This is a genomic window from Caenispirillum bisanense, from assembly GCF_900230255.1.
GTDB lineage: Bacteria > Pseudomonadota > Alphaproteobacteria > Rhodospirillales > Rhodospirillaceae > Caenispirillum > Caenispirillum bisanense_A.
In genome coordinates this window covers 125,275-149,532 of the sequence record NZ_OCNJ01000004.1, presented here as the reverse complement: position 1 = coordinate 149,532, position 24,258 = coordinate 125,275, and the positions used below count along the sequence as shown (strand labels likewise).

Annotated in this window: 23 protein-coding genes; 7 read left to right on the top strand and 16 right to left on the bottom strand. The window is 72.2% G+C overall.

Annotated elements, in window-relative coordinates; translation table 11 throughout:
• Window positions 1-26: 26 nt before the first annotated feature.
• From CRP50_RS10470 to CRP50_RS25555, 4 genes are all read right to left on the bottom strand, one after another.
• The gene (locus CRP50_RS10470) at window positions 27-881 is read right to left on the bottom strand and encodes an SDR family oxidoreductase (protein WP_097279110.1); all 855 of its coding nucleotides are present in this window, start codon (window positions 879-881) and stop codon (window positions 27-29) included.
• 83 nt (window positions 882-964) lie between these two features.
• The gene (locus CRP50_RS10465) at window positions 965-1,417 is read right to left on the bottom strand and encodes a hemerythrin domain-containing protein (RefSeq protein ID WP_097279109.1); all 453 of its coding nucleotides are present in this window, start codon (window positions 1,415-1,417) and stop codon (window positions 965-967) included.
• A gap of 71 nt (window positions 1,418-1,488) precedes the next feature.
• The gene (locus CRP50_RS10460; protein ID WP_097279108.1) at window positions 1,489-2,175 is read right to left on the bottom strand and encodes a DUF599 domain-containing protein; all 687 of its coding nucleotides are present in this window, start codon (window positions 2,173-2,175) and stop codon (window positions 1,489-1,491) included.
• A 49-nt stretch (window positions 2,176-2,224) separates the two neighbouring features.
• Complete coding sequence (locus CRP50_RS25555) at window positions 2,225-2,377, bottom strand: hypothetical protein (RefSeq protein ID WP_176525120.1); 153 nt, start codon at window positions 2,375-2,377, stop codon at window positions 2,225-2,227.
• Between the two features lie 173 nt (window positions 2,378-2,550).
• On the opposite strand from CRP50_RS25555, the gene CRP50_RS10455 reads away from it, so the two are divergent.
• The 4 genes from CRP50_RS10455 to CRP50_RS10440 all read left to right on the top strand — a co-directional run bounded on the left by CRP50_RS10455 (window position 2,551) and on the right by CRP50_RS10440 (window position 6,402).
• Entirely contained in the window at window positions 2,551-3,921 is a 1,371-nt protein-coding gene (locus CRP50_RS10455; protein ID WP_097279107.1) for a DUF2252 family protein, read from the top strand.
• A 316-nt stretch (window positions 3,922-4,237) separates the two neighbouring features.
• A complete protein-coding gene (locus CRP50_RS10450; RefSeq protein ID WP_097279106.1) occupies window positions 4,238-4,897 on the top strand; it encodes a hypothetical protein in 660 nt (219 codons plus the stop codon).
• Between the two features lie 24 nt (window positions 4,898-4,921).
• Window positions 4,922-5,317: a phage holin family protein gene (locus CRP50_RS10445; RefSeq protein ID WP_097279105.1), complete on the top strand. Its 396-nt coding sequence runs from the start codon at window positions 4,922-4,924 to the stop codon at window positions 5,315-5,317.
• Window positions 5,314-6,402: a DUF3618 domain-containing protein gene (locus CRP50_RS10440; protein ID WP_097279104.1), complete on the top strand. Its 1,089-nt coding sequence runs from the start codon at window positions 5,314-5,316 to the stop codon at window positions 6,400-6,402. The genes CRP50_RS10445 and CRP50_RS10440 overlap by 4 nt, the downstream gene beginning before the upstream one ends.
• A gap of 63 nt (window positions 6,403-6,465) precedes the next feature.
• Here the strand turns inward: CRP50_RS10440 and CRP50_RS10435 are convergent, their stop codons facing one another.
• A complete protein-coding gene (locus tag CRP50_RS10435; protein WP_097279103.1) occupies window positions 6,466-7,635 on the bottom strand; it encodes a DUF2125 domain-containing protein in 1,170 nt (389 codons plus the stop codon).
• A gap of 129 nt (window positions 7,636-7,764) precedes the next feature.
• Here CRP50_RS10435 and CRP50_RS10430 point away from each other — a divergent pair, with 129 nt between their 5' ends.
• Window positions 7,765-8,346 carry a gamma-glutamylcyclotransferase gene (locus CRP50_RS10430; protein WP_097279102.1) on the top strand — a complete coding sequence of 194 codons (582 nt, stop codon included), beginning with the start codon at window positions 7,765-7,767 and terminating at the stop codon, window positions 8,344-8,346.
• 91 nt (window positions 8,347-8,437) lie between these two features.
• Here CRP50_RS10430 and CRP50_RS10425 read toward each other — a convergent pair whose 3' ends face one another.
• The 3 genes from CRP50_RS10425 to CRP50_RS10415 form a co-directional block, all read right to left on the bottom strand.
• Window positions 8,438-9,106: a hypothetical protein gene (locus CRP50_RS10425; protein ID WP_097279101.1), complete on the bottom strand. Its 669-nt coding sequence runs from the start codon at window positions 9,104-9,106 to the stop codon at window positions 8,438-8,440.
• Window positions 9,107-9,327: 221 nt separating this feature from the next.
• Entirely contained in the window at window positions 9,328-9,744 is a 417-nt protein-coding gene (locus CRP50_RS10420) for a hypothetical protein (protein ID WP_097279100.1), read from the bottom strand.
• Window positions 9,745-10,006: 262 nt separating this feature from the next.
• Entirely contained in the window at window positions 10,007-10,396 is a 390-nt protein-coding gene (locus tag CRP50_RS10415; protein WP_097279099.1) for a hypothetical protein, read from the bottom strand.
• A 292-nt stretch (window positions 10,397-10,688) separates the two neighbouring features.
• Here CRP50_RS10415 and CRP50_RS10410 point away from each other — a divergent pair, with 292 nt between their 5' ends.
• A complete protein-coding gene (locus tag CRP50_RS10410; protein ID WP_176525119.1) occupies window positions 10,689-11,360 on the top strand; it encodes a TetR/AcrR family transcriptional regulator in 672 nt (223 codons plus the stop codon).
• Here the strand turns inward: CRP50_RS10410 and CRP50_RS10405 are convergent.
• The 5 genes from CRP50_RS10405 to ftsE all read right to left on the bottom strand — a co-directional run bounded on the left by CRP50_RS10405 (window position 11,342) and on the right by ftsE (window position 18,136).
• The gene (locus tag CRP50_RS10405) at window positions 11,342-14,734 is read right to left on the bottom strand and encodes an LAGLIDADG family homing endonuclease (protein ID WP_097279097.1); all 3,393 of its coding nucleotides are present in this window, start codon (window positions 14,732-14,734) and stop codon (window positions 11,342-11,344) included. The genes CRP50_RS10410 and CRP50_RS10405 overlap by 19 nt on opposite strands.
• Before the next feature lie 214 nt (window positions 14,735-14,948).
• Window positions 14,949-15,734: a lysophospholipid acyltransferase family protein gene (locus tag CRP50_RS10400; RefSeq protein WP_097279096.1), complete on the bottom strand. Its 786-nt coding sequence runs from the start codon at window positions 15,732-15,734 to the stop codon at window positions 14,949-14,951.
• On the bottom strand, window positions 15,731-16,444 hold the full coding sequence (locus CRP50_RS10395) for a YdcF family protein (RefSeq protein ID WP_097279095.1): 714 nt from the start codon (window positions 16,442-16,444) through the stop codon (window positions 15,731-15,733). The genes CRP50_RS10400 and CRP50_RS10395 overlap by 4 nt, the downstream gene beginning before the upstream one ends.
• 16 nt (window positions 16,445-16,460) lie before the next feature.
• On the bottom strand, window positions 16,461-17,369 hold the full coding sequence (locus CRP50_RS10390) for a cell division protein FtsX (RefSeq protein WP_097279094.1): 909 nt from the start codon (window positions 17,367-17,369) through the stop codon (window positions 16,461-16,463).
• Entirely contained in the window at window positions 17,366-18,136 is a 771-nt protein-coding gene (gene ftsE / locus CRP50_RS10385; RefSeq protein WP_097279093.1) for a cell division ATP-binding protein FtsE, read from the bottom strand. Before ftsE ends, CRP50_RS10390 begins: the two co-directional genes overlap by 4 nt.
• A 131-nt stretch (window positions 18,137-18,267) precedes the next feature.
• On the opposite strand from ftsE, the gene CRP50_RS10380 reads away from it, so the two are divergent.
• Entirely contained in the window at window positions 18,268-19,266 is a 999-nt protein-coding gene (locus tag CRP50_RS10380) for a DUF3426 domain-containing protein (RefSeq protein WP_097279092.1), read from the top strand.
• 40 nt (window positions 19,267-19,306) lie between these two features.
• Here CRP50_RS10380 and CRP50_RS10375 read toward each other — a convergent pair whose 3' ends face one another.
• The 3 genes from CRP50_RS10375 to CRP50_RS10365 all read right to left on the bottom strand — a co-directional run bounded on the left by CRP50_RS10375 (window position 19,307) and on the right by CRP50_RS10365 (window position 24,255).
• Window positions 19,307-21,838, bottom strand: coding sequence for a TIGR02302 family protein (locus CRP50_RS10375; RefSeq protein WP_176525118.1), 2,532 nt, complete (start codon window positions 21,836-21,838; stop codon window positions 19,307-19,309).
• Window positions 21,839-21,938: 100 nt separating this feature from the next.
• Window positions 21,939-22,370 carry a MaoC family dehydratase gene (locus tag CRP50_RS10370; protein ID WP_097279090.1) on the bottom strand — a complete coding sequence of 144 codons (432 nt, stop codon included), beginning with the start codon at window positions 22,368-22,370 and terminating at the stop codon, window positions 21,939-21,941.
• Window positions 22,371-22,833: 463 nt separating this feature from the next.
• Entirely contained in the window at window positions 22,834-24,255 is a 1,422-nt protein-coding gene (locus CRP50_RS10365) for an amidase (RefSeq protein ID WP_097279089.1), read from the bottom strand.
• Window positions 24,256-24,258: the final 3 nt, after the last annotated feature.

The following is a 24,258-nucleotide window of genomic DNA, read 5'->3' as shown; positions in this document are numbered from 1 at the left end:
GCGGCGTACAGGCCGCCCCGGCGTAGTCATGCGTTCACCACGTAGCCGCCGTTGGGGTGCAGCACCTGGCCGGTGAAGTAGCTGGCGTCGTCGCTGGCCAGGAACACGTAGGACGGCGCCACTTCCTCCGGCTGGCCGGCGCGGCCCATGGGGGCCTGCTTGCCGAAGTTGGCCACCTTCTCGTCGTCGAAGGTCGCCGGGATGAGCGGCGTCCAGATGGGCCCCCGCGCCACGCCGTTGACGCGGATGCCGCGCTCCATGAGCGACAGCGCGATGGAGCGCGTGAAGGCCGTGATGGCGCCCTTGGTGGAGCTGTAGGCGATCAGGCTCGGGTTGCCCTTGTAGGCGTTCACGCTGGTGGTGTTGATGATGGCGCTGCCCGGCTGCATGTGCGGCACGGCGGCGCGCGTCAGGTAGAAGTAGGCGTGGATGTTGGTGCGGAAGACGCGGTCCCACAGCTCCGGCGTCACCTCCAGCAGGTCTTCCGTCTTGTGCTGCTCGGCGGCGTTGTTGACCAGGATGTCGAGCCGGCCGAAGGTCTTCAGCGTCTCCTCGACGGCGCGGTCGCAGGTCGCCACCTCGCCCAGGTCGCCGCGGATCAGGTGGCAGCGGCGGCCCTCGGCCTCCACCAGCCGCTTGGCCTCCTCGGCGTCCTTGTCTTCCTCCAGGTACACGATGGCGCTGTCGCAGCCCTCGCGGGCGAACAGCACCGCGACGGCGCGGCCGATGCCGCTGTCGCCGCCGGTGACCAGCGCCACCTTGCCCGCCAGCTTGTCGCTGCCCTTGTAGTCGCGCCGCGCCGGGCTCGGCTTCGGCGCCATGGCGTGTTCGTCGCCCGGCTGGCTCTGGTGCTGCGGCGGGAAGGGCGTGTCTTCGGCCATGTGAGGGTCCTCCGTGACGGGGTCCGAAAAGGCGACGGGGCGGCGCCGGATGCCGGTGCCGCCCCGCCCGCACACCGACCGGGTCAGTGCGCCTTCTTCTTCATTTCCTTGTAGCGCTCGGCCATCTCGACGGCGGCGTCGTCGTCGACCGCGTCGCGGGCCTGCGGGAACATCTCGTCCTCCTCGTCGGAGATGTGATGTTCCAGCGCCTTCTGCAGTTCACGCAGGGTCTGGATGAACTCGTCCGAGGTCTTGTCCATCTTCTCGAGCTTGGCGAGCATGGACTTCGCCTCGTCGTGCTCGTTCAGGGCGTCCTTGACCTCTTCCTTCGCTTCCTTGTCGGGCTTGTCCTCGCGGAAGGTCGGGTAGAAGACCTCTTCCTCGAACTTGGTGTGGACTTCCAGTTCGTGCTTGATCTTGGCGAACAGGTCCTCGCGGGTCTTCTCGGCGCCGTCGGTCGTTTCGAGGATCTTGTCGATCATCATCTTGACCGTGTCGTGATCCTTCTGAAGAAGTTCGTAAATCTGCTGAGCCATGGGGGGTGTCTCCTCCGGTTTCGTCGGGTGTTGTGTCCGACCAACGGAGGAGAGGGCGTGGTGGTTTGTTCCTACAGATCGCGAACTGCCGCAAGGGCGCGCGAGCGGAACTCCCGCCGGTAGAGAACGGCGACCACGGCAGCCGTCAGGGCTGCGAAGACGATGGGGCCGAGCATCCAGCCGAGCGCCGCCAGGGCGAAGAAATAGGCGCGCAGGCCGCGATTGAAGTGGTGGCCCGACAGGCGGCTCAGGTCGGCCGCGGCGGCGGCGATGCGCTCGGCCTCGGCGGGGCGGTCGCCCAGGTCGGCGGGCAGGCTGCCGACGGTGATGGAGCAGTAGTTGGCCAGCCGGAAGGCCCAGGCGAACTTGAAGAAGGCGTAGATGAAGATCATGAGGAGGAGCACTACCTTGCCCTCCCACGCCGCCGGGCCGGTGTCGACGGCGAAGGGCAGGCGGCCGAGCGCCATGGACCCTTGCTCCGCCACGCCCAGCATGGCCACCAGGCCGCCGACCACGAAGATGGTGGTGGAGGCGAAGAAGCCGATGCCGGTGAGCAGGTTGCCGAGGATCTGGGTGTCGACGATGCGCACCTCGCGCCGGCTCGCCTCGCGCATCCAGTCGCCGCGGCGGCGGTTCATGGCGTTCGATATGCTGCGGCCGCGCGCCGGGCCGTGGTCGGCCCACAGCGTGTAGCCCATCCACACCGCGATGAACCACGCGAGCGCCAGCGCGTCGCGCGTTCCCAGCCATTCCGTCATGCCCCGGCCATTCCCTGCGTCGGTGATCCCGGCGGGCAGTATAGACCGATCAGGTCAGCGCGACGAAGGTGGCGGTGAGGAGGGTGAGCGCGCCGACCACCGCGGCGGTGGCCGTGCCGACGGCGCCCTGCCGCCACATGAGCGCGATCATGCCGACGATCATGGGGGCGACGATGATCATGGCGAGCTGCTTTTCGGTCATGGCGGCGGGTCCTCGCGGCGACTGGTTCCGGCAAGGACACAACGCGCGGCGTCCACGCGCCTTGATCCCGGGCAAGCCCATGCGGCAGGCTTGCTGCGGAACCCGACGCGGCGCCCTTGCCGCATGACCTTAAGCGGCGCGCGTGCCGCACGACCCCAAGGAGCCGCCGCCCCATGGTCCGCACCACCGTCGCCGCCGCCGATCCCGAGACCCGCCGCCTGCGGCTGATCGCCGCCGAGCTGGAGGCGGTGGACGGCACGCCGCCCGGGCCGGAGGCGCCGCTGTCCAAGCACCAGAAGATGGCGCGCTCGCCCTTCCGGTTCTTCCGCGGTTCGGCGCAGCTGTTCTACGCCGACCTCGCCATGGGGACCGTGGTGATGCCCGAGGCCCTGGCGGCGGCGCCGCTGACGCGGGTGCAGGGCGACTGCCATTTCGCCAACTTCGGCTTTCTGACCGAGGAAGGATCGCACGGCGATGCCGTCATCTGGTGTCCCAACGATTACGACGACGCCTGCGTCGGCCGCGCCGGGTGGGACCTGCTGCGCTTTTCCGTCAGCCTGTTCCTCGCCGCCGAGCACGCCGTCGGCCTGTGCCGCGGCTCCTACGCGCTCGACGATCCCGACGACGACGTGCCGGCGGGCATCGCGCCCTCGGCCGCCGATGCGCGCGCCGCCGTGCTCGCCTTCGCCGCCGCCTACGGCGCCACCTGCGCCGCCACCGCCACCGACCCCGACGAGCGCGACCGGGCGGTGCGCGGCTTCGACAAGGACCACGCCCTCGGCAAGGCCGAGCGCAAGGCCCGCAAGCGCACCGCCGGCGGCAAGGACTTCGCCGAGAAGTCGACGCTCGCCAAGGCGACGGAGATGCGCGACGGCGCCCTGCGCTTCCGCATCGCCCCCGGCCGCTACGATCCGCTGCCCGACGACGAGGCGGCGGCGGTGGCGGCGGCCTTCCGGCCCTACGTCGACGACGCCGTGCTCGACGTGGTGCGGCGGGTGGGCGCCGGGACGGGATCGGTGGACGTCGACCGCTTCTACCTGCTGGTCGGGCCGGGCGCCGACGAGCCGGAGCGCCTGTACCTCAACCACATCGTGGAGGTGAAGCGGCAGCGCCGGGCGGCGCCCCTACGCCACTTCCCCGACATCGACCCGGCCAACCGGCTCGATTCGGCGCACCTGACCGTCGACTGCCAGCGCCTCATGCAGCGGCGGCCGGACATCGTGCTGGACGAGGCCGAATGGCGCGGCCACCACTGGCTCGTGCGCTCGCGCCACCACGCGCGGGTGTCGCTCGATCCCGACGACCTCATCTGCAAGCACCCCGACCGCTTCATCGCCGAATACGCCGCCGCCTGCGGCGATGCGCTGGCGCTGGCCCATGCCCGCGGCGACCGCCGCTCGGTGGACTTCGAGGCGGCCATGGCGGCGGCGCTGTCCGACGAGGCCACCCGGGCCGCCCTGGCCGACACCGCCGCCGCCTATGCCGGACGGGTGACGGCCGACTGGACCCTGTTGCGCGCCCTGCTGTCGCCCGCGTCCGACTGAGGCCCCGACGACGGCGACGGCACCGCGCCGAACAGCCGCAGGGAGCACCCCCATGCCGTCGTCGAACAGGGCGCCGCAGGCGGCGAGCGCGCGATTGCCGTTGCGCGACAACCCGACGTCTTTCGGCGTGCGCCGGTCGGCGGCGCCGACTCTGCACGTCGTGGTATGTGGCCCGATCTCGCTATTCACGTATTGAGGATTTTCAATGGCTTAGAGTCGGATGCCCACAGAACTCCGCCCCTCCCGGTGACGTTGTCAGGCCAATCGGGTCCGCTCGCTCGCGGACCGTCCGTCCCTCCAGACCAAGGAGACGACCATGGCTGACCCCCACCGCGGCAACGGCACCAGTGATGCCGACCGCTTGCGCGATCTCGTCCGGGAAGCCCGCGACACCGGTGTCCAGGCCGCCGAGCGCACCTTCGACGGGGCCCGCGACTCCGCCGCCGACCGTGCCCACCGCACCGGCGAAGCACTGCGCGACGCCGCCGGGCGCCTGGAAGGCGATCCCATCGGCCGCGCCATGACGCTCGCCGCCGACCGCCTCGACGATCTGTCCGACGCCCTGCGCCGCCAGGACATGCGCGGCGTCATGGATCAGGTGACCGGCTTCGCCCAGCGCCAGCCGGTGCTGTTCGTCGGCGGCATGCTGGCCCTCGGCCTCGCCATCGGCCGTTTCGCCGCCGCCGGTACCGGCGCCGACTACGCCGGCCGGGCGCGCGACGAGGTCCGCCATCGCGGCGGCACCGGCAGCAGCGGCGACGACGTGCCCGTGCATCCCACCCACCCGGCCGCCGGGTCCGGGGCCGCCGTCGGCGTCGGGGCACCGTCCGAGGCGACCCGCCCGCGTCCCACCGCCACCTCGGCGAGCCCGGGCGGCGGCGGCATGCCCGGCCGCGGCAGCGCCGCCCCCACCCCCACCGAGCCGGACCGCCAGACACCCTCGACCACCCATGATCCGAGCGGCCGCCCGCACTGATCGCCGCTGACAGGAGACCGAACCATGAGTCACATCAGCATGCACGACCGCAGTCTGGGCGATCTGGTCGGCACCCTCGGGCGCGACGTCGTCCGACTGGTGCGCCAGGAGATCCAGCTCGCCCGCGCCGAAGCCGACGAAAGCCTGAAGAAGGCCATCGCCGCCCTGGTCACCATCGGCGTCGCGCTCGCCATCGCGCTCGCCGGCCTGGTGATCCTGCTGTTGGCCGCCGTCACGGCGCTGTCCAACGTGTGGGAGCCGTGGGTGGCGTCGCTGGTGGTGGGCGGCATCGCCGTCATCGTCGCCGTCATTATGGGCATGAGCGGCCAGAAGAAGCTGCGCACCACCAGCCTGGCCCCGCGCCGCACCCGCGAGAGCCTTCAGCACGACCGCGAGATGGTGAGGGAGCACGTCCGATGAGCACCACCGACCACCGCACACCCGACGAAATAGAGCGCGACATCGACGACACCCGCGCCGAACTCGACGCCACCCTGGATGCCCTGCAGGAGCGCCTGAACCCGCAGGCGGCCATGGATCAGGCCATTTCCTACGCCCGACAGAACGGCGGACTGTTCGGCCGCAACCTGATGGAACAGGTGCGCGACAACCCGCTGCCCGCCCTGCTGGCCGGCATCGGCCTCACCTGGCTGATGACGGCGCGCGACAGCGGCCCGTCGGCGGCGCGCATCGGCCAGGGCTTCGGCACCTTGCGCTCCGGCCTCGCCGGCGGCGACGGGCATGCCGAGGGTGAAAGCCACCACGACTCCAGCCCCGGCATGCGCGACCGCCTGCACGACGCCTCCGCCGGTGCCAAAGACCGCATGCATGGTGCCCGCGACTCGGCCGGGGCCCGCATGGGCGCCGCCCGCGACAGCATCGGTTCGGCGGCGTCCGGCATGACGGCGCGGGCCGGCGAGCTGTACGACCGGGCCGGCACCGGCCTGCGCTCGGCCGGTGGCTACGCCCGCGAGAACCCGCTGATGCTCGGCATGGCGGCGGCCGCCTTCGGCGTCCTCGCCGCGACCATGCTGCCGCGCACCCGCACCGAGGAAGAAGCCTACGAACCGCTGCGCGAACGGGTCCGCGGTGCCGCCCGCGACGCCGGCCATCGCGCTGTCGACCAGGCGGAAGAGCAGGTGCACCGGGCGACCGGCAAGGCCGAGGAAAAAGCCGACCAAGCCGCCGACAAGGCCGCCGGTGCGGCCGGCGGCGGTGGCGACTCGGGCGGCGAGCGTGACGATCGCACGGCCGCCGGCTTCGGTCCCGGCGCCGCGCGCGAGACCTCGACCACCGGGCTGACCGATGCGGAGAGGGCCAGCCGCGCCCAGAGCGTGGCCGGTAACGCCAGCCGTCCCGGCCCGCTGCCGGAGGACGAGGGCCGCCCCGGCCGCGAGGCCGGCGCCGCGGAGTCCGGCTGGGTCCGTCCCGCCGGTGCCGCCGGCGATGCGCGCCCCAACCCGCGCCCGGGCCTCAGCGGCTCGCAGCAGGGGCCGGGCCGCTGACGCGACCCGACGACACGGCGAGCGGACGCGCGGGCGTCGCCGGGAGACCGGCGGCGCCCGTCGTCATTGCGGCGCGGTGATCTTGGGCTTGCGCGGCACCACTTTGCCGTCGGGTCCGATGTCGAAGCCCGGCTTGATCTCGCCCGGCCCCGGCGGTGCGTCGCCGCCCCAGCGCAGCGGCGGCAGTTGCAGCAGGGCGACGGGGCCGAGGTAGAGCATGCGCTCCTGGATGGACAGCGGCAGCTCCAGCGCCAGCGGCCCGCCGTCGGGCGGCTGCTTGGCCATGGCGCCGAGCACCACCTTGGCGATGCTGGCGTCGCGGGCGCGGATGATGCCCTTCTTCTCCAACTGCTCCAGCGCCTCGAAGAAGCCGCGCAGCTGGGTGGTGAAGGCGGCCTGCGGCTGCAGCCAGCTGTCGAGCGCGACGGTGCCGACGGCGCCCAGGCTGAGCGGGTCGGCGACCAGGGTCAGGCGCTCCACCTCCACCACGCCGCCCTCGTCGCTCCACTGGCGCAGGCGGCCGCGCAGGTCGACGCCGTCGGGCAGGGCGTGGGGGATGATCGAGCGCAGCGTCAGCTCGTCGATGCCGTCGCCGATGGGCAGGGCGAGGTCGCGCGGCAGGCGCAGGTCCTTCAGGGTGACGTCGAAGGCGGCCCAGATGCCGGTGTCGCGTTCCTCCTGCCGTTCGTAGACGCTGGCGCGGCCGCCCGGATTGGGCTCGAAGACGGCGTCGAGGCTCGCCAGTTCCACCGGGCCGCCGGGCGCGAGGCCGTCGATGCGCAGCGACCGCACGGCGAGCGCGCCGCCTTCGACGCCGGCACCGTCGACGTCGAGCGTCAGCGCCGCTTCGCCGGCCTGGCTGCGGGTGGTGTAGACTCGGCGGTCGTGGACGAAATTCAGCACGTGCTCGCCCGGCGCCGTCACCGTCAGGTGCGACGGCCGCCACGGCTTGGCGGTGATGCGCACGGCTGGCGCCGCCCAGCCGCCGCCGCCGTCGGCCTCGGGGAAGCGCACCTGCGGCTCGGTCAGGGTGAGCTGCACCTCCGACGGGAAACCGGTGGTCTTCATTTCCGACCACCAGACCTGATAGCCTTCCGTCCGTCGCTCCTCCGCCCAGGTCCGCACGGCGTCCTTGGCGGCATTGGCGGCGAGGACCCAGAGCCCGGCGTAGATGGCGGCCACGACGGCGATCAGCGCCACGGCGGCGGCGGCGGGAAGGATGCGGTTGTTCATGCTGTGGCGGGCCCGTCTTCGGTCGGCTGCGGTGCGGCGCGGGCTTCCGACTCTGGCGGCAAAACGGATGATTCGAAAGGATTATTTTCGCGTGGAGAGCGTGACGTGAGCGGCGGGGGTGTCCCGCCCATGCCCGAAGGCTTCCTGCCCGGCGGCAGCGCCGACGGCGACCTCTGGGTCTTCGCCTACGGCTCGCTGATGTGGCGGCCCGGCTTCCCGCACGCCGAGCAGTGCCCGGCCCTGGTGCGCGGCTGGCACCGCTCGGCCTGCATCCTGTCGGTGCGCTACCGCGGCACGCCGGAGCAGCCGGGGCTGGTGGTCGGCCTCGACCGTGGCGGCGCCTGCCGCGGCCGCGCCTACCGCGTGGCGGCGGCGGATCGGGCGGAGGCCATCGACTACCTCGACCGCCGCGAGCTGGCGACCGGCGTTTACCATCGCCGCAACCTCGCCTGCGACCTGGACGACGGCCGCCGCGTCACCGCCTACGGCTACGTCGCCGATCCGGGGCACGTGCAGTACGCCGGCCGCTACACGACGGCGGAGAAGGTGCGCGTCATCCGCCAGGGCGTCGGCTGGGAGGGGCGGTCGCGCGACTACATCGCCAATACCATCGCCCAGATGGAAGCCATGGGCATCCACGACGGCCAGCTGCACGCCCTCTTGCGCATCGTCGACCACGAGGAACGGGTGCCGGGCGCCCTCGGCGACTGAGCGATGGCGGCGACCTGCGGACAGGCGACGGGCCCGCCCCCGGTGGAGGGCGGGCCCGTGCCCGTCACGAAACTTCGGTGCGGCGGACCGATCAGAAGTCCGGCAGCAGCTCGGCCGGCGCCGAGTCGCGCAGGTGGACGATGCGCATGTACTGCTGGTCGTCCTTCACGAAGCCGGCCTGCCACTGGTCGGAATGCTGGACGAAGGTTTCGGCGCCGCCTTCCGTCTCGCCGGAGACGACGGTGTAGGTCTGCATGGCGCTGCTCCAGGCCGGATCGACCACCACCGTCACTTCGGTGTCGGCGTCCGTGCCGCGGCGGTCCGGGGCGAGCATGTAGTAGTCGCCCTGCTCGGTCTTCAGGTAGCCGGGCTGCCAGGTGTCGCTGCGCACCACGCGGGTCGCGCCGGGGTCGCCGCCGCCCTGCGGGGACTGCGGGCGGATGGTGTAGTAGTCGCCACCCTCGGCCTTCAGCGCGCCGGGCTCCCACTGGTCGGTGCGGTCGACTTCGGTGGCGTAGCCGCCGCCCGTGCCCTGCGGGCCGCCGCGGGTGAGGATCATGGCGGTGGTCTCGCCGCCGGCGCTGCCGGCGGTGTCGGCGTGGCGCATGACGACCACCTGGCTGCCGGCGTCGAGGGCGGTGACGTTGATGGCGGTGGTCCCGAGGGCGCTGTGGTTCAGTTCGTCGGCCACGGCCGGCGCCGCGACGGCGGTCAGGGCGGCCAGGCTGGTGGCGAGGGCGAGACTGCGATGAAGCGTCATGGCGAAGATCTCCTTTCGCTGCGAGCGGTCCGTCGACGCCGCGGCGGCGGACGGACGGCCATTTGCCGGATCAACGAGTCCGGCCGGCCGGTGGTTCGCGGTTCGGGTGGCGTGACCGTGCAGCGCACAACTTCCGCGGACAACGAAACGGCCCGCCCCCTGGCGGGAGCGGGCCGTGATCGGGTCCGGCCGTGGCGGGCAGGACGGGACGGGGACGGGCGTCAGCCCTCGCCGCCGCCGACGATCATCATGTAGTCGCCCTGGTCGGTCTTCATGTACCCGGGCTTCCATGCGTCGCTGCGCAGGATGCGCACCGACTCGTCCTTGGCTTCCTCGGCGGGGGCCAGCAGGATGTAGTCGCCGTCGTCGCTCTTCACGTAGCCCGGCTTCCACTGGTCGCTGCGCACCACGGTCATGGGCATGCCGTCGGCTTCGTCCTGGGTCTCGGGCACGATCATGGTGTAGTCGCCGCCGTCGGTCTTGGTGTAGCCCGGCTTCCAGGTGTCGCTGCGCAGCACCTGCGTCTCGTAGCCTTCCCCCTTGCCGGTCGACGCGCTCTGGTCCTGCGCGAGGGCCGGGGTGGCGCCGAGGGCGAGGGCGAGGCCGGCGGCGGCGAGGGTGTGACTGGTCTTCAGCATGGTATCCTCCAATCGTGGGGTGGTGCGCGCACCGGGCGTTTCCGCGGCGCGCTGCGTCCCGCTGTGGCCGTTGGCTCTTTCGCCGACCAACGGGTGCCCCCCGGCGGGGGTTTCCCGATCGTCCCGCAACGGGAGAGGCAGCCGATCCCGCCGACACGAAAAAAGGGCGGCTCCTGCGGGGGACAGGAGCCGCCTTGCGCGACACGGCGATGGACGGGAGGGAGGGATCGGGGCGCCCGTCGCCGCGCCGGATGGTGTCGCCTCAGTTGAAGCGGACGTAGCTGTTGCCGTCCTTCAGGGTGCCCGGCTGCCAGCTGTTGAAGACTTCGGCCGTCTGCGGGGCGGCGGCGTCGGACTGAGCCGGCACGACGGTCAGGCGGGTGTAGTCGCCGTCGTCGTCCTTGGTGAAGCCCGGCTGCCACGCATCGGAGGTCTCGACGCGGACGGTGGTGCCGGCGGTCTGCTCGGCGTCGTCGACGATCTCCTGGCGGACGTACTGGCCTTCGTCGAAGGTGTAGCCGGGCTTCCAGCTGTCGCTGGTCAGGGTCTCGACCTGCGCGGCGGCGGCCGGGGTGACGGTGGCGACGGCACCGCCGAGGGCGACGGCGGCGGCGGCGAACAGGGCGGTGCGGGTCAGGGTCTTGACGGACATGAGAATTTCTCCGGTTCGGATCTATCGAGGGTGGAAGCGAGGCCGTCGCTCGCGGGGTTGTGAAACTAAACGGTTCAGTTCGCTTCCGATGACCCCTATGTACGCCCCTCCCATCGCCATTGCAAGACTAAACTGAACCGTTTAGTATCGAGATCGGGCCGAAATGCGCCACCCGCCCGTCCGGGGGTGGTGAAGCCGGCCCGAAAAAGCGAGGATTTCCGCAGCCCCGTGGCGCGAGCGCGTTATGCTGGGGAGCCTTTCACGATCGTGTGACCGCCGCGACGAGGACGCCATGACCCCCGACCAGGCCCCGTGCCCGCCCTGTGACAGCCCCCCGAAGCCGGAAGGCCGCTCCGCCCGCAAGCGGCGGCAGATCCTGGAAGCGGCGCGCGCGCTGTTCGTCGAGCACGGCTTCGCCGCCACCAGCGTCGACATGGTGGTGGAGCGGGCGGGCGTCTCCAAGCCCACGCTCTACGGCCACTTCGGCGGCAAGGCGGACCTGTTCGCCGCTGTCGTGCAGGCGCAGGCGGAGGAATTCGCCTCGCATGGCTGCGCGCTGGCCCAGCGACCGCCGGCGGAAGGCCTGCGGGCGCTGGCGGTCATGTACCTCGACATGGTGACGGGGGCGGAGGCGCTGCAGCTCTATCGGGCGGTGGTGGCGGAAGGGCACAACTTCCCGCAGATCGCCGAGGTCTTCTACGAGGCGGGTCCGCAGCGCGTCCACGGCATGGTGGAACACTACCTGCGCGACCAGCACGCCAAGGGCACCATGGCGGTGCCCTGTCCGAAGCTGGCCGCCGGCCTGTTCCTCGGCATGCTGCGCGTCGCCTTCGACCGCGCCGTGTTCGGCCTGCCGCTCGACGGCGTGTGCCGCGAGGCGGCGGCCGACGAGGCGGTGCGGCTGATCCTGGAAGGCTACGGCGCCCACCCGGGCGAGCCGCGGCCTCAGCCGCAGCGCGAGTAGCCGCAGGACGTGCAGGTGTCGCAGCCTTCCTGGCGCACCACCGCCGCCTGACCGCACTTCGGGCAGGTGTGCAGGCCCGTTCCGCCGAGGCCGCCCGTGGCCTCCGACAGCCGTCCGCCGTTGCCGAGTCGCGGCCGGTCTTCCGCCGTCAGGAAGCCGATGCGGATCATGTGCGTCTCGATCACCTCGCCGATGGCCGCCAGCATGGACGGCACGTAGCGCCCGCCGACCCAGGCGCCGCCGCGCGGATCGAACACCGCTTTCAGTTCCTCCACCACAAAGCTCACGTCGCCGCCGCGCCGGAACACGGCCGAGATCATGCGCGTCAGCGCGACCGTCCAGGCGTAGTGCTCCATGTTCTTGGAGTTGATGAACACCTCGAAGGGCCGGCGGCGGCCGTGTTCCACCACGTCGTTGATGGTGATGTAGGTGGCGTGGTCGCTTTCCGGCCAGCGCAGCTTGTAGGTGTAGCCGGGCAGGGCCACGGGGCGCGCCGGCGGGGCGGTCAGGTTGTCGGCGGCCACCGCCTCGGGCGGCAGCGACCCGGCGGGCGGGCCGGCGGCGGCGTTGCCTTCCTCGCGCGTCAGTTCCAGCACGGCGCCGGTCACCGCGTTTGGGCGGTAGGTGGTGCAGCCCTTGCAGCCGAGGTCGTAGGCCTGGCGGTAGACGTCCTTGAAGGCTTCGAAGGGGATGTCCTCGGGCACGTTGATGGTCTTGCTGATGCCGCTGTCGACGTATTTCTGCACCGCGGCCTGCATGACCAGATGGTCGCGCGGCTCCAGCTCCATAGCGGTGACGAAGGCCGGCGGCGGCGGCGCCTCGTCGCCCTTCAGGGCGCGGAACAGGCGCCAGGCGTAGTCGGCCACGGTTTCTTCCCGCCGCGATCCGTCGGGCATGAGGACGCGGCGGGTGTAGGTGAAGCTGAACACCGGCTCGAGCCCCGACGACACGTTGTCGGCGAACAGCGAGATGGTGCCCGTCGGCGCGATGGAGGTGACGAGGCCGTTGCGCATGCCCGTGGCGGCGATGGCCTCGCGGACGTCGGCGTCGAGCGCCTGCACCGCCGGGGCGGCGAGGAACCGCTCGCGGTCGTAGAGCGGGAAGGAGCCTTTCTCCGCCGCCAGCTCCGCCGAGGCGAGGTAGGCCGCCCGCCGCAGCCGCGCCAGCCACGTCTCCGCCAGCCGCACCGCCTGGGCGCTGCCGTAGCGGGCGCCGCACAGGATCAGCGCATCGGCGAGCCCGGTGACCCCGAGCCCGATCCGCCGCTTGGCCAGCGCCTCCGCCTTTTGCTGCGGCAGCGGGTAGTTGGACACGTCGATGACGGCGTCGAGCATGCGCACCGCCGTCCGCACCCGCGCCTCCAGCAGGTCGAGATCCACCGCCGCCGCCGCCTCGAACGGCCGCGTCACCAGCCGGGCGAGATTGATGGAGCCGAGCAGGCAGGTGCCATAGGCGGGCAACGGCTGTTCGCCGCAGTTGTGGGCAACGAAGCCGTTGGCGTCGAAGGCGTTGGGCCCTGGCACGCGGACGTCGAACACGTCTGCCTCGCCCGCCGGCAGCACGGCGGCGACGGTCGCGAAGAAGCGCGGCCGGTTGGGCGCCCGGCGGTAGGCGGCGACGACGGCGGCGAGGCGGGCGGTCTTGTCGTCGTGGGCGAAGCCGATGCGGTCGGCGAAGCGCACAAGGCTGGCGCCGCTGATCACCAGCTCGTGGTCGGCGCGGCACTCGTAGGTCCGCCGCCCGCCCTTGCCGTCGGGCAACACCCGCGCGCCCGCGGCGCGGCGGTCGCGATAGAGGGTGGTCGTGATGCCGAAGCGCAGCAGCAGGCGCTGCACCGTCGCCAGCAGGTCGGCGTCGCTCTGGGCGAGGCGGACGCTGGCGCCCTTGGTCTGGCTGCCCTGCACGCTGCCGTCGGCGTCGAACAGGCCGCGCAGCAGGCCGCGCTGGAAGGCCGCCGACGTCCGCTCCATGGCCGGGGTGATCGCCTTGCGGCCCGGGGCCATGCCGTAGTCGAGCGCCAGCGCCTTCACGGCGCCGAGGACGAGGCGGCGCTCTGGGCGGCCGGCGACGCTCTGCCAGCCGGCGAAATCGCTGCGGTGCCGCAGGGTCCGGGCGGCATCCAGGGTCGCCGTCATCACGCCGGCGGTGCCGTCGACCACGTCCGCATCGCCATCCGGGGCGGCCGGCCAGACGCTGAGGACGGCCTTGTCCTCCTTCAGCGTCCCGTCGCCGACGAGCAGGCCGAGCAGGTAGCCCTCCGCTTCCGTTCCGGCGCCCGGCCAGTCGGCGGCGGCGGTGCGGTGGTCGTGCAGGCGCATGCGGTCACCGGGGGCCAGCGTCCCCGCCTCTCTCCAGCAGCCGTCGGTCGCGAGCAGGCGGTGGTCGGATGTGAGGGTGAGGGCGGGGCCTTCCTTGGTCAGCAGCCGCACGACCGGCTTGCGCCCGGTGGCGAAGAAGCCCTCGCCGCCGGAGGCGTAGGGGTGGCCGTCGACCACGGCGGTGAAGGGGCGCCCGATCAGGTCGGCCACCTGCCGCGGCCCCTCGGTCGTGGTGACCCAGGTGTCGGCGGTGACGCAGGGGTTGGTGGCGACGATCTCTTCCGCATAGGCCAGATTGTTCAGGGCATTGATGCGGTCGATGAACACGACGCCCGGCTCGGCCACGTCGTATGTGGCCTGCATGATGCGGTTCCACAGGTCGCGGGCGCGCAGGGTGCGCCAGACCGTGCCGCCGAACACCAGGTCCCAGTCGGCGTCTTCCTGCACCGCCGTCATGAAGGCGTCGGTGACCAGGACCGAGAGGTTGAACATGCGCAGGCGCGCCGGGTCGCGCTTGGCGTCGACGAAGGCCTCGATGTCGGGGTGGTCGCAGCGCAGGGTGGCCATCATGGCGCCGCGGCGGGAGCCGGCGGACATGATGGTGCGGCACATGGCGTCCCACACGTCCATGAAACTGACGGGGCCGGAGGCGTCGGACTGCACGCCGCGCACCGGCGCCCCCTTGGGCCGCAGCGTCGAGAAGTCGTAGCCGATGCCGCCGCCCTGCTGCATGGTCAGGGCGGCCTGCTTCAGGTGCTCGAAGATCGACCCCATGTCGTCGTCGATGCGACCCATGACGAAGCAGTTGAACAGGGTGACCGTCCGCCCGGTGCCGGCACCCGCCAGGATGCGGCCGGCGGGCAGCACCACGTAATCGCGCAGGGCTTCGAGATAGCGCGCCTCCCACGCCGCCGGGTCGGCCTCGGCGGCGGCCAGCGCCCGCGCGACGCGGCGCCAGGTGTCTTCGACCGTCTTGTCCACAGGGGAGCCGTCCGCCCCTTTCAGGCGGTACTTCATGTCCCAGATCTGCCGGGCGATGCCGGACGGGTCGAGCATCCGAGGCTCCGTGGGCGGCGGCGGCGGGTTTCCGGCGGCTGCCCGGAAACGGAGGGACCATAAGGGGTTCTGCGACTCCCGATGGACAACGATGCGCGGCGGCAGGTGTTGCGTCAAGCACGCGAAATGCCGTCGTCCACAGGCCGCACGGGGCGGCGACTCGTGGAGAATCACGGAGTCGCCGCGTTATCCACCGGCATCCACAGGCTGTGGATCAAATCTTCTCCACCGAGTTTTCCACAGCCTTGTCCGCCGTCGGCGGGGTCGCGGCGGGCGGCAGGGGCACGCCGGCCTCGGCGTTGAGGCGGGCGCAGGCCTCTTCGATGCGGGTATGCAGGGTGTCCATGAAGACCTGCTTGGGCAGGCCGTTCGGCAGCGGCGGCAGGAACTCGACGACGATGGTGCCCGGCCGCTTGATGAAGGACTGGCGGGCCCAGAACAGGCCCGAGTTCAGCGCCACCGGAACCACCGGGTGGGTGATGCGGGCGTAGAGGGCGGCGATGCCCGGCTTGTAGGGGCGCGAATCGCCCGGCGGGGTACGGGTGCCCTCGGGGAAGATCACCAGCTGGCGGCCTTCCGCCGCCGCCGCGCCGGCCGCCTCGATCATGTGGCGCATGGCCTTGGCGCCGGCGGAGCGGTCGACGCCGATCATGCCGGCGCGCGCCATGTACCAGCCGATGAAGGGGATGCGCAGCAGTTCCTGCTTCAGGATGTAGACGGGGTCGGGCAGCACGCCGTGGAACAGGAAGGTATCCCACGCCGACTGGTGCTTGGCGGCGATGATGCAGCCGCCGTCGGCGGGAATGTTCTCGAGCCCCCGCAGCTCGTAGCGCAGGCCGACGATCACCTTGGCGAGCCACAGGATGACGCGCGTCCAGATGCGGGCGACGCCCTTGCCGACGTCGCGCGGGAAGGCGAGCGCCGGAACCGCGCCGACCGCGAGGATCACGGTCCACGACAGCCACGCCACGTTGAACAGGAGGGAGCGGAGAACGATCACGACAGGCTGCGTCCTTCTGCGATGGGGCCGCGGGCCGCGTTGCCGAAATCGTCCGACAGCACGTGGCGCAGCGAGCCGAGCAGGTACTTGGTGTATTCGGTGGCGAGCAGCAGCGTCGTCCCCGGCCAGCGCCACCAGTCGTTCTGCCGCACCGTTTCCGGGAACACCGGGTGCGGCACGATGGTCACGTCGGGCATGGCGTGGCGGAATTCCATGAGGCTGCGGCGCATGTGATAGCCGGCGGTGACGAGGCGCAGCGAGCGGTAGCCGCGGTCGTGCATGAAGACGGCCGTCTCGATGGCGTTGCCGATGGTGTCGGCGGCGACGGTGCCGAGCACGATGCGCTCGGCCAGCGGCGGCGGCAGCTCGTCGGGGATGTCGGGGGTGCCCTTCAGCATGGCCGGCAGGTCGAGGCCGTGGTGGACGCCCGAGATGAACAGCACCCGGCCGCGGTCGCGCAGCAGCAGGTCGAAGCCGGTGCGCACCCGCTCCGACCCGCCGGTCAGCACGACGATGGCGTCGGTGACGCTGTCGGGGTCGGCGACCCGGTCGGGGATATCGGCGGCGTACCACACCAGCCCGCCGAGCCACGCCGTCGCCACCAGCACCAGCAGGCCGAGGCCACTCCACAGGGCGCGCAGGGCGCGGCGCCACAGGGGGCGGGCGGCGTCGGCGGAACGGGGGCTGTCGGCGGGCGGCGGTGCGGCCATGGCGGGCGGCCTTCCGTCACAGCATGCGGCGCAGGGTGCGGCGCACCGTCACCCGGGCCGTCACCAGCGCCAGCAGGGCGGCGGAGGCCGGCACCAGGGCCAGCGCCATCCAGCCCCAGAACCCGAGCGAGAACGGCGGCAGCAGGCCCTGTTCCAGGTCCTGCGCCAACCACGCCACCAGCATGAGCGTCGGCATGGCGAGCACGAGCCCGACCAGCCCGCCCTCCAGCGTCCAGCCGACCATGCGGGCGGCGAACTGCTGGGCGATGTAGCGGTCGTGGGCGCCGATGAGGTGCAGCACCTCGATCTGGTCGCGGTGGACCTCCAGCCCGAGGCGGGTGGCGTGGATGACGGTGGCGGCCAGCGCCGCCGCCACCAGCCCGACCACCACGATGCCGAGCAGGCTGAAGCCTTCCGCCAGGTCGATGATGCCCGACAGCCACACCTGATGGTCGTCGAGGGCGGCGCCCGGCACCTCCTCGCGCAGCTGGCGGGCGAGGCCGGCGAGGTCGGGCCGCGCGCCTTCCGCCACCTGCACGTCGATGAGGCGCGGCAGCGGCAGGTCGCGCACCAGATCGGAACTGCCGAGCCACGGCTCCAGCAGGCCGACCAGCTGCGCCTCTTCCAGCGGCCGGGCGACGACGATGAAGGACTGCGCCCGCAGCACCGCCAGCACCTGCTCCACCCGGCGGTCGGTCTCGGCGCGGGCGGCGACGGGGTCGGGGCCGCTGGCGGGCACGATCTGCACCGTCACCGTGCCGGCGACGTCCTGGCGCCAGTCGTCGAGCACGCCGCCGACGGCGAGCGCCGCGGCCAGCGCCAGCACCGCCAGGAAGACCATGACGGCGACCAGCAGCGGCAGGTAGCGGCCGGTGGAATCGGCGCTGATGGGCAGGTCGGAGCGCGGCTGGAAGAACGGGATCATCGCGCCGCCCCTCCGCCGTCGGTCAGGGCCTGCGGGAAGGTTTCCGCCGTCGGGCCGGCGGCCTCGGCTTCCGCCAGCGGCGGCAGCACGGCGAGGCGGCCGGCTTCCAGGTGCAGGCGGGGGAAGGCGAAGCGGCGCACCAGCGCCTCGTTGTGGGTGGCGATCACCACCGAGGTGCCGAGGCGGTTCAGCTCGGCGAAGAGGTGCAGCAGGCGGAAGGCGATGCGGTCGTCGACGTTGCCCGTCGGCTCGTCGGCCACCAGCACGTCGGGCCGGTTGATGACGGCGCGCGCGATGGCGACACGCTGCTTCTGGCCGCCCGACAGGGTGGGGGGCTTGGCGTTCAGGTGATCGGCCAGGCCGACCCAGGCCAGCAGTTCGGGCACGTGCTTCTGGATGTCGGCTTCCGACACGCCGGCGACCCGCAGCGGCAGGGCGACGTTGTCGAGCGCGCTCAGGTGGTCGAGCAGGCGGAAGTCCTGGAACACGACGCCGAGCCGGCGGCGGATGGGCGGCAGCTCGTCGCGCTCCATGGCGGTGACGTCGCGGCCGAAGATGGAAATCAGCCCGCGCGACGGCCGCCGCGCCAGATACAGCAGCGACAGCAGTGACGTCTTGCCGGCGCCCGACGGCCCGGTCAGAAAATGGAACGAGCCGCGTGTCAGGCTGAAGCTGACGTCCTGGAGCACCTCCGGTCCGTTGCCGTAGCGCAGTCCCACGCTCTCGAAACGGACGACGGCGTCCGCGGTATCCGGGGAAGTCCGCACGCTTTCCTCACCTTTGCCGGCCCCGAGGTTTACATGGGCGGCCCCGATCCGTCCAGGGGACGGGTCGTGCTTGTGTTGATATCTCGCAAGTCCTATAAGTATCAGAGCTTTTTGCAAGACAAGCGGAACGGATGATCGTCAGCTGTCCCAATTGCGACTCCCGCTTCACCCTGCCTGACGGGGCGCTGGGCGTTGCGGGCCGCAAGATGCGGTGCGCCCGCTGCGAGCACGTGTGGCACCAGATGCCGCCCGAAGCGGACGCCTTCGACTCCGCCGCGTTCGACGCGGCGCCGGCCGCGCCGGTGCGCGCCACCGCCGCTGTGGCGGCCCCTGCCGGGGGCGGCGCCGACGACGGCCCGCTGCCCATGGAGATGGACGCCGACGCCGGCACCTTCCGCCGTCAGGCCGCGCCCGACGCCGGCGACATCCCGCTCGAATCCGGGTTCGACGATGCGCCGTCGCGCCGCGACATGGGCGACGACGAGACCACCGACCTCGACGCCCTGGCCGATCTGCTGAAGCAGACCGTGCCCGACGACGACGACGACGACCAGGGCGCCGACGACAGCCGACGCCGCGACATCGACAGCCTGCTCGACGCCGATTCGCCCGACCCCATCCCCTCCATGTTCGAACTGCCGGACGACGAGGGCGGCAAAAGCCGCTCGCGCTGGCCGGCCATGGTCGTCGGCCTCGCCCTGGTGGTCGGCGCCGTCGCCGCCGGCGGCTGGTTCGGCCGCCACGAGATCATGGCCTGGGTGCCGCAGGCGGCGGGTGTCTACACCGCCCTCGGGCTGCCGGTCCAGACGATCGGCGTCGGCCTGCGGTTCCAGAACGTGGCCGGCGAGCGGGTGGTGGAAGACGGCGTCGACACGCTCATCGTGCGCGGCTTCGTCGCCAACATTTCGGGCGGCGAGCAGACCCTGCCGCACCTGAAGCTCACCCTCTACGATGCCGAGGACAAGCCGATCCAGTCCATGGTGTCGCGTCCGCCCCAGCCGACGCTGGAGCCCGACGCCACCGCCGGCTTCCGCCTGACGCTGGAAAACCCGGCAGCGGCGGCGCGGCGGTTCGAGGTCGACTGGACGCCGCCGCCGGAAGGCATGGCCACCACCGCCGGCGAGGGCTGAGGCGGGCCTTCGCGGTCCGTAGGCCGTCGCACTCCCTCCGTCAGAACTGCCGCAGCAGCCGGTGCAGGTAATCCAGCTCCGGCGCCGGGCGATCACGGTCGCCGGCGCGGCGGCGCAGTTCTTCCAGCAGCTCGCGGGCGCGCTTCTCTTCCGGTTCCGTCGGCACCTTGGTGGTGCCCGGATCGACCCCGCCGCGGCGGCCCAGCGGGTCGCGGCCGGGGGCTGCGCCCATGGTCGGCATGGGCATCGGCATCATGCCGGGCATGCCCATGGCCTGCATCATCTGCTGCATGGCCTGCCCCATGCCCTGGCGCATGGCTTCCAGCGCCTGGCCCTGGGCGTCGGCGGCGGAGCCGAAGCGGTCGCCCTGCAAGGCTTCCGCGGCGCCGCGCATGGCCATTTCCGCCTGGCCCAGGTTGTCGGGCACCTGGCCGGCCATCTCGCCCAGCCGGCGCATGAGGTCGCCGAGCCGCATGCGCAGATCTTCCTGCGCCTGCGCCATGGACTGGCCGCTGCCGCCCTGGCCCTGGCTGCCGGACTGCCCCTGCTGCCCCTGTTGCCCTTGCTGCCCTGGATTCGGCTGGCCGCCCTGGCGCTGCTGCTGCTGGCTCTCGGCGAAGCTCTGCTCCAGCATCTGCTCCTGCTCGCGGGCCAGCTTCTGCAGTTCGCGCATCATCTCCTGCGCCTGCTGCATCTGCTGCATCTGGTCGGGGCTCATGGGCTGCATGTTGCGCATGGCCTCCATCATGCGCGACAGCTCGTCGAGCATGGCCTTAGCCGCCTCGCGCGAGCCCAGCTCGTTCATCTCGCGCATGCGCTCCAGCATTTCGCGCATCTGCGAGGGGTCGATCATCTGCATGTCCTGCGGCAGCTGCCCCATCATGGGCATCTGCGGCATCTGCTGCATCATCTGCGCCAGCATCTCGCTGAAGCGGTCCAGCGCCTGTTGCAGTTCGTTCAGCAGCCGCTCCACCTCGGCGTCGGAGGCGTCGTTCTCCAGCGCCTCGCGCAGGGCCTCCTCGGCGGCTTCGAGGTCGCGGCTCGCCATGGTCAGGCCGCCGTCCTCCAGGCGCACCGCCAGCTCCCACAGGAGGCCGAGAACCGGGTCCACCGCCGCGCCCTTCTCGTGGTAGAGGCGGTTGGCGGCGATGCGCAGGCCCAGGTAGACCACCGGGTCGCCGTCGTAGGCGTCGACTTCCTGATGCAGGCGGTCGAGCACCGCCGAGGCGCCGGGGGCGGTGCTGGGGTCGCGCGCCACTTCCTTGCGCACGGCCGCGATGGCGGCGGCCACGGGGTGCTGGAAGCGCCGTTCCGGCAGCACCGTGTCGATGAGGTCCGACAGGGCCGTCTGGCCGGCGCCGTCGGTCGCCTTCAGGCGGACCGTGACCGGCAGGCCCGCCCACGGGTGCGGCGTCAGGTCGACGGCCGCCGCGCCTTCGCGCTCCACCAGCTCGTTGTCGGCGGGGGACGGCGCCGGCGGATCGAGGGCGACCTCCAGGGTCGGCGTGTCGGGCCGGTCGGGGCGCGCCACCTGCAGCACGAACTGCTGGATGCCGTAGTCGTCGCCGGCGGCGTAGGGCAGGCGCAGGCGCCAGCGGCTGGCCTCGTCGGGGGCGCCGGTGAAGCGCACGGTGGGCGGCATGTCGGCGGTGACCGCCACCGGCCAGTCGGCGACGGTGCGGCCGTCGTCCTCGATGACGAGGCGGCTGCCGGTGTCGAGGGTGGTTTCCAGGCGGTGGCTGCCGTCGCCGATCTGCTCCAGTGGCACCGGCGCACCGCCGGCGGTCAGCACGGGCGCCGCGGCGCCGTGCACCAGGGCGACCAGCGCCGAGCCTTCCGGCACCCGCACCGGACCTAAGGCCTGCGGTGCGGCCACGCCGCCGGCGGCGGTGGCGCTCTCGCGGCCGGCGGTGAGGGTGACGGGCGGTCGGCCGGTATAGGCGGGCGGCGTGATCCACACGTCGGCGGTGAGCGGCAGGGTCGCCCCCTGCGGCAGGGTCGGGGTCACCGCCCGCGCCAGCCGCTGGCCGAGATCGCCCCAGCCGACCGCCAGCCCCACCACCACCGTCAGCACGCCGACGGCGCGCACGCCGAGTGGATCGCGCGTCGCCATGTGCGGCGCCGGGGCCGGCACCGACAGGCGTCGCGCCGCCGCCAGCATGCGCTCGCGGTGGGCCTGCCACAGGCCGGCCGCGAAGGCGTCGTCGGCCGGGCGGGCGGGCTGGTCCATGAGGGCGGTGAGCGGCCGGTGATAGGGCAGGCGGGTGTCGCCCGGCGCGCCGCGCGTCTCCAGCAGGGTGCGCGCCTCGTCGGGGGTCGGCCAGGGGAAGCGGAAGAGGGCAACGGCGAGGGCACCGGCGGCGCCGAGTCCGAGGGCCGCCAGCAGGCCGAGGTGCAGCCAGCCCGGCAGGCGCGGCAGGACGTCGAGGAAGGCCAGCCCGAGGAACAGCAGCACCAGCGTCGCCGCCGGCCACAGCCGCTCCCACAGCCGCTCGGTCAGGAGCGACCAGCGGGCGAGGAGAAGGCGACCCGCCAGGGGCGGCCGCGGCGAGGGGGCTGCGGGCTTCGTCACGCCTTCTAATGTAGCGATGGCCGGCCCGAATCAACAGCGGCCCGAGTCGATTTTCGCCTCGGGCCGCCGCTTATGCGTGATGATGCGCCGACCGGGCGGCTCAGCCGCGGCTCGGCACCATCAGGGTCGCTTCGCCGTCGATCACCGGCTTGCCGTTGACCGTGCAGACGGTGCGGAAGGTGCAGAACTTCTTCTCGTCGACCTTGCCGGTGCATTCCACGGTGGCGGTCACGGTGTCGCCGATGCGCACCGGCGCCTTGAACTTCAGGCTCTGGCCGACGTAGATGCAGCCCGGCCCCGGCAGCTTGGTGCCGAACACGGTGGAAATCAGCGCCGCCGACAGCATGCCGTGGGCGATGCGACCCTTGAACATGGTGGTCTCGGCGTATTCCTGGTTCAGGTGGACCGGGTTCGTGTCGCCCGACACGCCCGAGAACAGCAGGATGTCGGCTTCCGTGATGGTCTTGCCGTAGGAGGCCTTCTGGCCGACCTCGATGTCTTCGTAGTAGTTGAGGATCACGTCGTCGGACATGGGTACAGCCTCCTCCGGGGTGGGGTTTTGCTGCGCCGCATCGTACCTGCGCCCCCGCCCACCGGCAAGCGCCGCCCTCCGTTCGGGTGGCGGGCGACGGTGGATTTCATGGAGCCGTCGCGGAAGCGGCCGGCGGCTCGGAGGGCCTTGCGTGGGAGCGGTGGGGTGCTAATATCGGAGTGGCAGGGGCGCGGTAACGCCCCTGCCGGTACCATCTGTTGCTTATCCGAATGTGATCCGGACGCGTAGTAGCAGGCGCGTCCGGGTCTTTTCGAATTCGATGGTAATGGATGGTCTGGGAATCCAGCGCATCGCATTTTCTCCGAACAGTCGGCGGGGCCTCCGCCTCGGCCGGAGGGGCCCGTCTCCTCCGGTCGGACCGCCTGCCCGGTCCTGCTGCGTTCGCCCACTGCCCGGCCATGCCACACGGATTCGCGTCCGGAGGCAATGGCTTTCTTTCTAGCTATGCGGGAATAGTCGGATCGCGCGGCACGGCCGTTGCCAGGCCCGTCAGCCCCTCGAACAGCGCTGCGTGCGACAGCAGCGCCGTCTCGCCTCGCGGGCGGCCGATCAGCTGCAGGCCGACGGGCAGGCCGGAACCCGTCAGGGCGGCCGGGACGCTCAGCGCCGGGCAGCCGGTCAGCGTGACGGCGAAGGTCAGCGCCAGCCAATCGACGTAGGTCGCCAGCCGCTCGCCGGCGATCTCCTCCACCCAGCGCTGCTCCACCGGGAAGGGCGCCACCGGTGCCACCGGACAAGCCAGCAGGTCGTAGGTCTCGAACAGCCGCGCCATTTTGGCCACGATGCCGGCGCGCTGGCGTTCGGCGCGGGCGATGTCGGCGGCGGTGAGGGCGAGGCCTTTCTCGATGTTCCACACCACCTCGGGCTTCAACGACTCGCGGCGGTGCTCCAGCAGCGGCCCCATGGTGGTGGCGAAGCTGGCGGCGCGCAGGGTCTGGAAGGCCTCGCGGGCGGGCGACAGGTCGAGCGACACCTCCTCCACCTCGCAGCCGGCGTCGGCGAAGCGGCGGACGGCGGCGGCCGACAGGGCGGCGATCTCGGGGTCCACCGGCCCGACGCCCAGGTCCGGCGACCACGCCACCCGGCGCGGCGCCGACGGGCGCTCGGCGGCGGCGAGGAAGGGCGCGGGCGGAGCCTCCAGCGCCACCGGGTCGCGGCGGTCGGGCCCCGTCATGGCGTCGAGCATCAGCGCCACGTCGGCGACGGTGCGGCCCATGGGGCCGTCGGTCCACAGCGGGCCGAAGGGCTCGCGCGTCGGGCCGTGGGCGACGCGGCCGGGGCTCGGGCGCAGGCCGACGACGCCGCAGAACGAGGCCGGCAGGCGCAGCGACCCGCCGAGGTCGGAGCCCGTCGCCAGCCACGCCATGCCCGTCGCCAGCGCCACTGCCGAGCCGCCGGAGGAGCCGCCGCAGGTCATGCGCGTATCCCACGGGTTCAGGGTGCGGCCGAACACGTCGTTGAAGGTATTGCCGCCCGCACCCCATTCGGGCGTGTTGCTCTTGGCGAGCACGACGCCGCCGCGCGCTTCCAGCCGCTCCACCAGGATGTCGCTGGCCTTGGGCACGGCCTCGGCGAACAGGGGCGAGCCGTAGGTGGTGCGCACGCCGGCGACGTCCGTCAGGTCCTTCACCACCAGTGGCAGCCCGGCGAGCCAGCCGGCGGCGCCGGTTTCGCCCGTCCCGGCCATGACGCGGCGGGCGTGGTCGCGGGCGCGGTCGGGGCACAGCGTCGGCAGGGCGTTGACCACCGGGTCGACGGCGGCGATGCGGGCCAGCGCCGCGTCGATCAGCTCCAGCGGCGAGACGCGGCCGGCCCGCAGGGCGCGCACGGCCGCGACGGCGGTGAGGCGGACGAGATCGGTCATGGC

What these genes read in the sequence shown, in the direction of transcription:
- CRP50_RS10420 (WP_097279100.1), bottom strand. Translation starts at nt 9,744, where the DNA reads ATGCTGAAGACCAGTCACACCCTCGCCGCCGCCGGCCTCGCCCTCGCC.
- CRP50_RS10455 (WP_097279107.1), top strand. Translation starts at nt 2,551, where the DNA reads ATGGTCCGCACCACCGTCGCCGCCGCCGATCCCGAGACCCGCCGCCTG.
- CRP50_RS10395 (WP_097279095.1), bottom strand. Translation starts at nt 16,444, where the DNA reads ATGGCCGCACCGCCGCCCGCCGACAGCCCCCGTTCCGCCGACGCCGCC.
- CRP50_RS10450 (WP_097279106.1), top strand. Translation starts at nt 4,238, where the DNA reads ATGGCTGACCCCCACCGCGGCAACGGCACCAGTGATGCCGACCGCTTG.
- CRP50_RS10440 (WP_097279104.1), top strand. Translation starts at nt 5,314, where the DNA reads ATGAGCACCACCGACCACCGCACACCCGACGAAATAGAGCGCGACATC.
- CRP50_RS10365 (WP_097279089.1), bottom strand. Translation starts at nt 24,255, where the DNA reads ATGACCGATCTCGTCCGCCTCACCGCCGTCGCGGCCGTGCGCGCCCTG.
- CRP50_RS10425 (WP_097279101.1), bottom strand. Translation starts at nt 9,106, where the DNA reads ATGACGCTTCATCGCAGTCTCGCCCTCGCCACCAGCCTGGCCGCCCTG.
- CRP50_RS10430 (WP_097279102.1), top strand. Translation starts at nt 7,765, where the DNA reads ATGCCCGAAGGCTTCCTGCCCGGCGGCAGCGCCGACGGCGACCTCTGG.
- CRP50_RS10405 (WP_097279097.1), bottom strand. Translation starts at nt 14,734, where the DNA reads ATGCTCGACCCGTCCGGCATCGCCCGGCAGATCTGGGACATGAAGTAC.
- CRP50_RS10370 (WP_097279090.1), bottom strand. Translation starts at nt 22,370, where the DNA reads ATGTCCGACGACGTGATCCTCAACTACTACGAAGACATCGAGGTCGGC.
- CRP50_RS10435 (WP_097279103.1), bottom strand. Translation starts at nt 7,635, where the DNA reads ATGAACAACCGCATCCTTCCCGCCGCCGCCGCCGTGGCGCTGATCGCC.
- CRP50_RS10460 (WP_097279108.1), bottom strand. Translation starts at nt 2,175, where the DNA reads ATGACGGAATGGCTGGGAACGCGCGACGCGCTGGCGCTCGCGTGGTTC.
- CRP50_RS10390 (WP_097279094.1), bottom strand. Translation starts at nt 17,369, where the DNA reads ATGATCCCGTTCTTCCAGCCGCGCTCCGACCTGCCCATCAGCGCCGAT.
- CRP50_RS10465 (WP_097279109.1), bottom strand. Translation starts at nt 1,417, where the DNA reads ATGGCTCAGCAGATTTACGAACTTCTTCAGAAGGATCACGACACGGTC.
- CRP50_RS10410 (WP_176525119.1), top strand. Translation starts at nt 10,689, where the DNA reads ATGACCCCCGACCAGGCCCCGTGCCCGCCCTGTGACAGCCCCCCGAAG.
- CRP50_RS10380 (WP_097279092.1), top strand. Translation starts at nt 18,268, where the DNA reads ATGATCGTCAGCTGTCCCAATTGCGACTCCCGCTTCACCCTGCCTGAC.
- CRP50_RS10470 (WP_097279110.1), bottom strand. Translation starts at nt 881, where the DNA reads ATGGCCGAAGACACGCCCTTCCCGCCGCAGCACCAGAGCCAGCCGGGC.
- CRP50_RS25555 (WP_176525120.1), bottom strand. Translation starts at nt 2,377, where the DNA reads ATGACCGAAAAGCAGCTCGCCATGATCATCGTCGCCCCCATGATCGTC.
- CRP50_RS10445 (WP_097279105.1), top strand. Translation starts at nt 4,922, where the DNA reads ATGAGTCACATCAGCATGCACGACCGCAGTCTGGGCGATCTGGTCGGC.
- CRP50_RS10415 (WP_097279099.1), bottom strand. Translation starts at nt 10,396, where the DNA reads ATGTCCGTCAAGACCCTGACCCGCACCGCCCTGTTCGCCGCCGCCGCC.